The sequence below is a fragment of the Mesorhizobium sp. M7A.F.Ca.CA.002.15.2.1 genome (assembly GCF_003998715.1).
In the GTDB taxonomy this organism is placed as follows: domain Bacteria; phylum Pseudomonadota; class Alphaproteobacteria; order Rhizobiales; family Rhizobiaceae; genus Mesorhizobium; species Mesorhizobium ciceri.
Genome location: NZ_RZPI01000506.1, coordinates 1 through 4,247, shown reverse-complemented (window position 1 = coordinate 4,247; position 4,247 = coordinate 1). Strand labels below are relative to the sequence as shown.

General features: G+C 59.2%; 4 protein-coding genes. 3 read left to right on the top strand and 1 reads right to left on the bottom strand.

Going from position 1 to position 4,247, the window contains the following annotated elements; all coding sequences use genetic code 11:
- On the top strand, nt 1-666 hold a 666-nt coding region (locus ENZ74_RS23780), incomplete at its 5' end, for an aldehyde dehydrogenase family protein (protein ID WP_127312601.1).
- A gap of 784 nt (nt 667-1,450) precedes the next feature.
- Here ENZ74_RS23780 and ENZ74_RS23775 read toward each other — a convergent pair.
- Nucleotides 1,451-1,966 carry a DUF2285 domain-containing protein gene (locus ENZ74_RS23775; protein WP_224570032.1) on the bottom strand — a complete coding sequence of 172 codons (516 nt, stop codon included), beginning with the start codon at nt 1,964-1,966 and terminating at the stop codon, nt 1,451-1,453.
- Between the two features lie 793 nt (nt 1,967-2,759).
- Here ENZ74_RS23775 and ENZ74_RS23770 point away from each other — a divergent pair.
- Both ENZ74_RS23770 and ENZ74_RS35760 read left to right on the top strand, forming a co-directional pair.
- Nucleotides 2,760-3,215: a transposase gene (locus ENZ74_RS23770; RefSeq protein ID WP_256748481.1), complete on the top strand. Its 456-nt coding sequence runs from the start codon at nt 2,760-2,762 to the stop codon at nt 3,213-3,215.
- Nucleotides 3,216-4,095: 880 nt separating this feature from the next.
- On the top strand, nt 4,096-4,224 hold the full coding sequence (locus ENZ74_RS35760; RefSeq protein ID WP_135907184.1) for a hypothetical protein: 129 nt from the start codon (nt 4,096-4,098) through the stop codon (nt 4,222-4,224).
- The last annotated feature ends 23 nt before the right edge of the window (nt 4,225-4,247 follow it).

Genomic DNA, 4,247 nt, shown 5'->3' with positions numbered 1-4,247 from the left:
ATCATCTTCGATGATGCCGACATTGACGGTGCTGTTGACGGTGCGGTCCAGGCGAAGTTCCGCAATGCCGGCCAGACCTGCGTTTCCGCGAACCGCATTTACGTCCAATCGAGCGTTCACGATGAGTTCGTCAAGAAATTCGTGGAAAGAATCCGGCACTTGTCGGTTGGCGACGGATTCGATGCCGGAGTGGACATCGGACCGCTCATCGACAAGCATGCTCTGGCCAAGATCGAGTCTCACGTCGCAGATGCCATTGCGAAAGGCGGCACAATACGATGCGGGGGCCAGCGTATCGGCAAGAATGGCACGTTTTTCGAACCCACGGTCCTCACCGAGATTTCCAGCGTCATGGCAGTCGCGCAAGAGGAGACATTCGGGCCGCTCGCGCCGATCATTCGCTTCAACGATGCGGATCAGGTCGTGCGCGAGGCCAATGACACGATATACGGCCTCGCCGCATACTTCTATGCCTCAAACCTGAAGCGGGTCTGGCGTGTGGCAGAGGCTCTGGAATATGGCATGGTTGGCATCAACACGGGACGCATGTCCTCGGAGGCGGCACCGTTTGGCGGGATCAAACAATCCGGCATCGGGCGGGAGGGTTCCCGTCATGGCCTCGAGGACTATCTGGAAATGAAATATCTTTGCATGGGCGGGATTTGAAACCTGCTGCACTGTCTCTCCGCCCCACCGGGGGGCGGCCTGCGGTCAATGCCGCCACCTAATTGGAAGTTCCAAACGCCGTTGACCTGAAACACGGATGCCCGGCAGGAGACTGAGCTCGCTGTCGGGCCGGACATGCCTTGGGAGGGCATAAGTCAGCGCTCCTAGGGCCGATGGGCCACTCAGTTCGTGCGCCTTTTGCCGATTGCGTTGCATGTGCCGTGCCAAGCCAAAAAGCATTGATAAACCGCCGATGGATCAGCTTTTGCCCTGTTGCGCATTCTACATTGTGGGATATGCGACAATGCCCAAGCGGTTGAATCGTCGTGTTGCAGAACCCCAGACGGGTCATGACTGCTATTCTTAGGACAGTGCGCAGCAAGCCGCTACTCGCTGCACTCCAGGCACACCATTTCCATAATCAAGCGGTGGGTGCTATGTTGACCGAGCTGTCGACCAGGGAACGGTGTGAGGCCTCAGATCCCTCCATATTGTTGCACCCGCCGGTCCAACAGGACTGCAGGTCCGGCCTCAAAGGATCTTGGCTGCTATGGCGACATTGCGGTGCACGCCGCTTTCCGACCAATGATGTGCGTCCAGGTCGAGGCCGGCCCTAATGAACCACCGCCTTGGCACCCTCGCCCATCTCATTTCGGCATCGACAAGCTAGACCAGAGCGCACTTGCAAGGCGCCATGCAGTCCTGTCGGCGGGCGAACTGTTGGTGACGGGTACAGCTGCGAGCGAACGTTCATCCACCGACGCACAGCGCGGACTGTCGCTTTTCAAATTAGGAAATCTCTGTAGCCACCATTCATGAGCGCGCGGCCACGCGAGACGGCCCGACGGATGCGGTCGCGCAGATGATCGCGAGGATCCGCCCAGTCGGCATGGACGCGCCGTTGACCGATGAGAACTTCGGCGAGCTCGCGATGAGGTGCTCCGGCGAGCGAACCGTCGAGCGCACGAAGAACGAAGGACAAACGAACGCCGCGCTTTTCCGGCGCAAACAAGCGGGGGGGCAACTGTTGCCCTAGACTGAGAGCATTGAGGCACTCCAGTCCCCTCAGTCGATGCTTTAAAAGCACCGCGGGCCAGATGGCTTGCGTATGCAGGCAAACAGGGTGGAGGATATTCGCGCCCGAGACGGCGAGCTGCAGCGCGTGGTCCGCATTGCGAAGAAGAACATGCTGGCTCTTGTCGGGCGCCAGCAGGACGATTGCACGACAGGGCAATGCCGAGAGTTCGAACGGCGGTGTCGGCGACGAGGCAGGCAACCGTTCCGCAATGACCGGCAGCACATGGACGCACCAGAGCGGACACCAGAATACGACCGAAGCGCGGCCACAAGACTCCGCGAAACAGAACACCCCAGCGTGACAGGTCGCCGGCCGACGCGACCATATCGAGAAAGGATTGGAGAGACCAAGTCTTGCAATGCTGGCGCGCAGCGGTCAGATCGCGCTGGAACGCTGGATTGCGGCGTAAGAACTCCCAAGCCCACTCCCGCAGCGTCAGGCCAGCGGTGTAGTCGTATGATCTTTCATCCCGCCAATCGGCCTGATCCGCGCCAGTCAGGAGATTCATGACTGACATCCCCTGCCCGCGCCTGCGTGCGTCGAAACATTATGCCACTTCGCAAAGCATCGGCGAAGGCAGCAGACGTCGAAGACCCCGTTTCGTTGAAGCGTCAGCCATCGCCACTGTCGGCGACAGAAGATGTGCCCAAATTGCCACCAGACCGTCGAACTGGCACAGCGACGGCCAGCGCGACCTGGAATTGATCCCGTAACGGTCATCGGCTCCTGCGTCGCGATCCAGACGTCCCTTGAAGGCGCAGTAGCGCGGCAGTGGATCGCACGCTGCTTGTCGGCAAGTTGTCGTAGCGGCGGCGCCATAGGCACGGTCATCGGAGGGTCTCCTGCGGCAAGCTTTCGCCATTGGAGGCCAATCTCCCCGCTAGGGCAGCCTGTGCAGTTGCACAGGTGAAGCGGATCAATCAGGGGGAGCCATGGCGGAAACTGGATGATGGCGGCTTGAGGAGAGCGGCGTATCGAGGCGGGTGATGAAGCCTGCCAGTACCTCTCAAGGAGAGTGATACGCCATGAACGAGACTATCAACACATTGTTCGCCTTCGTCAGCCCGACGAAATCGATGATACCCTGACGGATGTACTTCGCAGCGGCGCGCGCAAATTGCTTGCGCATGCGATCGAGATGGAGGCCGAGGCGTATGCCAAGGCGGTCGACTGCCTGACGAAAGATCATATTGCGTCGCTGGCGCTCTACGATTTCCCCGCCCAACACTGGGATCATCTGCGAACGTCCAATCCCATCGAAAGCGTCTTTGCAACCGTTCGCTATCGCACGGTGCGTACCAAGGGCTCGCTATCCTCGAAAACCGCCCAGCTGATGGTCTTCAAGCTGTTGGCCGCGGCCAGGAAGTGGCGACGATTGAAAGGACAAAATCAGTTGCCGAAACTCATCGCAGGTGCCAGGTTCCTGGACGGAATCCAGGTCATCGAAACGAAGCCGCAGAGCGCCGCTTGATCAGCCTCGTCACCCAAATTCCAGCATAGCTCCATCGGAACTGCCAGCCTTCCTTGCCGATCAGGCGCATATCAGCGCTGACGATACCGAGGACGGCGATGGCGGTCACCTCCAGGCCGCCGAGTAACGACCCTCAAAACACCGCACTGGTCGAGGCCAGCCTGAACCGGTATCTTGTGCCTGCCCTCGGGAGTCGCTCTATCCACCATGTGATCGACACCGACATTGCTAACATCACCAAGAAGATCGTCGCCGGGGGTCACCCGCAAGCGGCTAACACGGCCTTCTGGTGTATGCGGGCATTTTTCAACTGGTGTCGCAAACCGCCGCAACGGCTCATCCGCGGTTTCCCCGCGAGGGATTGGAAAATCCGGATCCGGCCCCGATCGTCAAGCGCAAGCGAGTGGTGAACGATGCCGAACTGGCGGCTATATGAACGGGCTGTGAGCCCGAACCGGGCGATATCGGCTATTCGTTCGGCTCCATCGTCAAGCTGCTCATTCTGACCGGACAGAGGCGTACGGAAGTTGCCGCGATGCGTTGGTCCTCAACCTTGAAGCCGGAACATGGAACTATCGGGTGACCGCACGAAGAACGAAGAGCCTACGCTTATTCCGCTGTCCACACTGGCGGTGTCGGTCCCCCAGACGGTACCGAAGACCAATGACACGTTTTTTTCCCTGCGAGGGGCAACGAAAGAAGCCACTTCTCAGGCTACGCGAAGGGCAAGAAGGCTCTAGACGGCAAGGTCAATACTGACGGGGTGGCTTTGGAGAACTGGACCCTTCACGATCTGCGCAGGACGCTCGCGACAAATCTCGGCAGGCGGCAGGTATTGCCACACGTCATCGAGCACATACTGAATCACAAGGCGGCGTCCTTGACAGACATTGGCGAAATCTACAATCTCTATAGCAACGTCAAGGAGAAGCGCGAGGTGTTGCAGATGTGGTCAAATCACATCGAATGGCTGATCAAGCAGGCTGCGGATGACGCTCTGGCGGCGTAGCTGCTGGCATGGGCGGAAGATGC